This window comes from Stenotrophomonas maltophilia group sp. Smal17, assembly GCF_030237045.1.
GTDB classification, from domain to species: domain Bacteria; phylum Pseudomonadota; class Gammaproteobacteria; order Xanthomonadales; family Xanthomonadaceae; genus Stenotrophomonas; species Stenotrophomonas forensis.
Genome location: NZ_JASJSU010000152.1, coordinates 1 through 4,789, shown reverse-complemented (window position 1 = coordinate 4,789; position 4,789 = coordinate 1). Strand labels below are relative to the sequence as shown.

2 protein-coding genes are annotated in these 4,789 nt (G+C 68.2%); one reads left to right on the top strand and one right to left on the bottom strand.

Features of this window, described 5'->3' with window-relative positions; all coding sequences use genetic code 11:
* Nucleotides 1-39: 39 nt before the first annotated feature.
* Complete coding sequence (locus QRO93_RS21080) at nucleotides 40-3,726, bottom strand: indolepyruvate ferredoxin oxidoreductase family protein (RefSeq protein ID WP_180878728.1); 3,687 nt, start codon at nucleotides 3,724-3,726, stop codon at nucleotides 40-42.
* A gap of 169 nt (nucleotides 3,727-3,895) precedes the next feature.
* Between QRO93_RS21080 and QRO93_RS21075 the strand changes: the two genes are divergently transcribed.
* Nucleotides 3,896-4,531 (top strand): hypothetical protein, encoded by a 636-nt coding sequence (locus QRO93_RS21075; RefSeq protein ID WP_053448439.1) that lies wholly within the window; start codon nucleotides 3,896-3,898, stop codon nucleotides 4,529-4,531.
* The last annotated feature ends 258 nt before the right edge of the window (nucleotides 4,532-4,789 follow it).

Here is a 4,789-nt window from a genome sequence, read left to right as displayed (position 1 = left end):
CCCCCCCCCCCCCCCCCCCCACTACCGGTTCTGCGGCCTTCAAGCCACCTGCACGATGTGCAGCGCCTTCGGATTGCGCCACTGCGCCAGCAGGGCAGCCTCACGCGCCTTGGCCTGCTCGAAGTGCGCTTCCTTGACGTGGCCATAGCCGCGGATGTGCTCGGGAATGCTGGCGATCTCCACCGCCAGGGCCAGTCGGCCGTCTTCCAGCCCGTCCAGCAGCACCTGCACGGTCGCCTCGTAGTCACCGATCAGCTGGCGCTCCATGCGGCGCTCTTCAGTGCGCCCGAACACATCGAAGCGGCCGCCACGCAGGAATTTCAGCTTCGCCAGCAGGCCGAACGCCTTGAACATCCACGGGCCGTATTCCTTCTTCAGCAGCCGGCCCTGCTCGTCCTTCTTGGCGAACAGCGGCGGCGCCAGGTGGAAGCGCAGCTGGTAGTCGCCCTCGAACTGCTGCTGCAGGCGGCGCTGGAAGTCGCCGCTGGTGTACAGGCGGGCCACTTCGTACTCGTCCTTGTATGCCATCAGCTTGAACAGGTAACGGGCGACGGTCTCGGTCAGCGCGGTGGAGCCGCCGATGCGCTCGGCTTCGGCGGCGCGCACGCGCGACACCAGATCGCGATAGCGGTTGGCGTAGGCTGCGTCCTGGTACTCGACCAGGAACGCGGCGCGGCGCTCGATCATTTCATCCAGCGAGCGCGACAGGCGCGCGTCGTCCAGCGGCAGGAACGCCACATCGCCACCGTGCGAGGGCAGGCCCCGCAGTTCGCGCTCGTCGCCGGTGTTGCGCGGTGCGGCGGTGGCGCCCCATTCGTTGCCCTCCCATTCGCCCGGCGGCAGCGGATGCAGCGGGCCCGGGGTCGATTCGGTATCAGTGTGGCGGTTGCGCACCAGGCCAGCCGCCTGCTGCACGGCCTGCGGGTCGACCACGGCCAGGCGGCCCCAGGCGAAGGCCTGCTGGTTCATCGCCACGGCCGCGCCGTTGAGTTCAATGGCGCGCATCAGCGAGTCGAACGACAGCGGCACCAGGCCCTGCTGCCAGGCATAGCCGAGGATGAACAGGTTGGCGGCGATGGCATCGCCCAGCAGCGCGGTGGCCAGCTGGGTGGCATCGAGCAGCAGCGGTTCCTGGCCACCCAGCGCCACGCGCACGCCGGCGACGATGTCGGCGGCGGGGAACTGCATGTCCGGACGCGTGGTGAAGGTACCCGGCATCGCCTCGTAGGTGTTCAGCACCACCTGCGAACGGCCGGCGCGCACCTTCGACAGCGCCCAGTAATCGTTCACCACCACCATGTCGCAGCCCAGCACCAGGTCGGCCTCACCGGCGGCGATGCGCACGGCGTGGATGTCGTCCGGGCGGCGCGCGATGCGGATGTGCGTGGTCACCGCGCCACCCTTCTGCGCCAGACCGGTCTGGTCGAGCACGGTCGCGCCCTTGCCTTCCAGGTGGCCGGCCATGCCCAGCAGCGCGCCGATGGTCACTACGCCGGTACCGCCGACGCCGGTGATCAGGATGTTCCAGGGTTGTTCCAGCGTACCGCGCACCACCGGTGCCGGCAGGTTGTCCAGCAGGGTGGAGGCATCGCGCTTGCTGCCCTTGCGCGGCTGGCCACCGTGCACGGTGACGAAGCTCGGGCAGAAGCCGTTCACGCACGAATAGTCCTTGTTGCAGTTGGACTGGTCGATCTCGCGCTTGCGCCCGAATTCGGTTTCCTTCGGCAGCACCGACACGCAGAAACTCTTCTTGCCACAGTCGCCGCAGCCTTCGCAGACCAGCGAATTGATCATCACCCGCTTCTGCGGGTCTTCCAGCTTGCCGCGCTTGCGGCGGCGGCGCTTCTCGGTGGCGCAGGTCTGCTCATAGATCAGGATGGAAACACCCTTCACTTCGCGCAGGCGCTTCTGCACGGCATCCAGTTCGCTGCGGTCATGGAACTCGACATCGCTGGGGAAGTGCTCGCGCTGGCCGGTCCACTTGCCGATGTTGTCCGACAGCACCACGATGGTGTGGATGCCTTCGGCGCGCATCTGCCTTGCGATGTCCGGCACGCTCAGCGGGCCGTCCACCGGCTGGCCGCCGGTCATCGCCACCGCATCGTTGTAGAGGATCTTGTAGGTGATGTTGACGCCGGCCGCGACCGCCTGGCGGATCGCCAGCGAACCGCTGTGGAAATAGGTGCCGTCGCCCAGGTTCTGGAACACGTGCGGCGTATCGGTGAACGGCGCCTGCCCGGCCCAGGTCACGCCTTCGCCGCCCATGTGGGTGAAGGTGTCGGTGCTGCGGTCCATCCAGGTCACCATGTAATGGCAACCGATGCCGGCCAGCGCACGCGAACCTTCCGGCACCTGGGTGGAGGTGTTGTGCGGGCAGCCCGAGCAGTAGTGCGGCACGCGCGGGAAGCTGGCGCGCGGCAACGCAAGTTCGGCTTCCTTTTCCTGCATCCACTGCAGGCGCTGTTCGATCGAGTCGTTGTTGAAGAACTTCTGGATGCGGCGGCCGATCACGCCGGCGATGGTGGCCGGCGTCAGTTCACCGGTGGACGGCAGGATCCATTCACCGCTCTCGTCGTACTTGCCGACGATGGACGGGCGCTGGCCCCAGCTTGCCGGCCAGTTGAAGAACTGCTCCTTCATCTGGCGCTCGATGAAGGCACGCTTCTCCTCCACCACGATGATGTCTTCCAGGCCCTGCGCGAAGCGGGCGATGCCCTCCGGTTCCAGCGGCCAGGTCATGCCGACCTTGTACACGCGGATGCCGATGTCGGCGCATGCTGCTTCGTCCAGGCCCAGGTATTCCAGCGCCTGCAGCACGTCCAGGTAGCTCTTGCCGGTGGTGACGATGCCCAGCCGCGCGCGCGGTGCATCCATCACCACCTTGTCGATGCCGTTGGCGCGGGCAAAGGCCTGCGCCGCCTTCACCGCATAGCGATGCAGGCGCATTTCCTGGTCCAGCGGCGGGTCCGGCCAGCGGATGTTGAGGCCACCGCCGGGCATGTCGAAGTCTTCGGGCAGCACGATGCGTCGCGCCAGCGGATCGACCTCGACCGAGGCCGACGATTCCACCGTTTCGGCAATGGTCTTGAAGCCGACCCAGCGGCCGGTATAGCGGCTCATCGCCCAACCGAGCAGGCCCATGTCGAGGATGTCCTGCACGCCGGCCGGGTTCAGCACCGGCATCATCGCGCTGACGAACTCGTCCTCGCTGCCATGCGGCAGGGTCGAACTGCGGCAGGCATGGTCATCTGCAGCCAGCGCCAGCACGCCGCCGTAACGCGAGGTGCCGGCGGCGTTGGCGTGCTTGAACACGTCGCCGCAGCGGTCCACGCCGGGGCCCTTGCCGTACCACATGCCGAACACGCCCTGCACGTTGGCGCCGGGGAACAGGTTGGTCTGCTGGGTGCCCCAGACCATGGTGGCGCCCAGATCCTCGTTGAGGCCGGGGGTGAACTTCACCCTGGCCGCTTCCAGATGCTTGCGCGCGCGCCACAGTTCCAGGTCGAAGCCCCCCAGCGGGCTGCCACGGTAGCCGCTGACGAAGCCGGCGCTGTCGATGCCTTCGGCGGCATCGCGCAGGCGCTGCATCAGCGGCAACCGCACCAGTGCCTGCACGCCACTCAGGTAGATCCGCCCCTCGTTGCGGGTGTACTTGTGGTCGAGCGTGTAGTCACGGTCGATCAGGTCGGCGGAAGAGGGCGAAGTGAGTTGCGCGGTACTGGTCATGGCTGGCCCGGTAGGATCGGCTGGCACCGGCCGCGTGCGGGCACGCGGCGGGAAAGGCGCGGATTGTAGCAGCGCGCCCGTAATGCCCCCGGCACTCGCGCCCGCGCCGCTGCTGGGGTTAGGATCGGGCAGAGAGAGGGAGGCTGCGGTTGCAGCCTGGGGAGAAGGGATGTCAGTTCCAGGAAAGATCCTGGCCAGCGTTCTGCTGGCCTCGGGAGCGGCCACAGCGTGGGCGGCGCCGGCGTTGCCGGCCCCCCAGGAGTTCTACTTCGACAGCGATCCGGCCGCCGCGCCGATGGTGGCGGTGCAGGGCGAGGGCGATGAACTGGTCGCCCAGCTGCTGAAGCTGCGTGAACGCGGCAGGCGTGCCGTTGAAGCCACGGTGCAGCTGGCGATGGTGGCCGGTGCACAGGGCCGTGGCGAGCTGGCCGAGCAGTTGTATGGCGAGGCCATGAAAGAGGCGCCGGCCCAGAGCAGCAGTGGCCGCAGCGTGCGTTGGAACTACGGCTGGGACCTGCTTCGCCAGGGCAAGCCGGAGGCGGCGCTGGAACAGTGGCTGGCCTCGGCGGGCAATGCGCGCACGAAGCCCAGCTGGGTGCCGCCGACCTATGCGCTGGCGCTGTGGCGGTCGGGGCAGAAGCAGGAAGCGGTGCAGTGGTATGCGGCGGCGGTGCGGACCGAGCCGTCGCAGTGGAGCAGCACGGCCCAGTTTGCGCAGTTGCTGCCGCACTGGCGCGAGGATGAGCGTGCGTCGCTGGCCGAGGTGCAGCAGGCGTGGGCGGCCGCGCCGCCAGCCTGGCCCTGAGGAAGGGGTTCGGCCGGGTTGCACCCGGCACCCGCAGAGGCAACGGCCAGAGCAACAGCAACAGCAACAGCAACAGCAACAGCAACAGCGGTCTTCCGGTGGGATGGCGGGGCACTGTGGGTTTGCGGGGACGCCGTAAACCCCCCTCCGGGGTCCGGCCCAGCCGCTGGCGGCTGGGCGTTCGGGCGCTTGCGAAGCAGTGCTTCGCAAGCAAAGCGCCCTCACCCATGGGGGCTCGATGGCGCCATCCATGGCGCC

Coding starts and splice junctions, on each gene's coding strand:
- QRO93_RS21075 (WP_053448439.1), top strand. CDS start 3,896: ATGTCAGTTCCAGGAAAGATCCTGGCCAGCGTTCTGCTGGCCTCGGGA.
- QRO93_RS21080 (WP_180878728.1), bottom strand. CDS start 3,726: ATGACCAGTACCGCGCAACTCACTTCGCCCTCTTCCGCCGACCTGATC.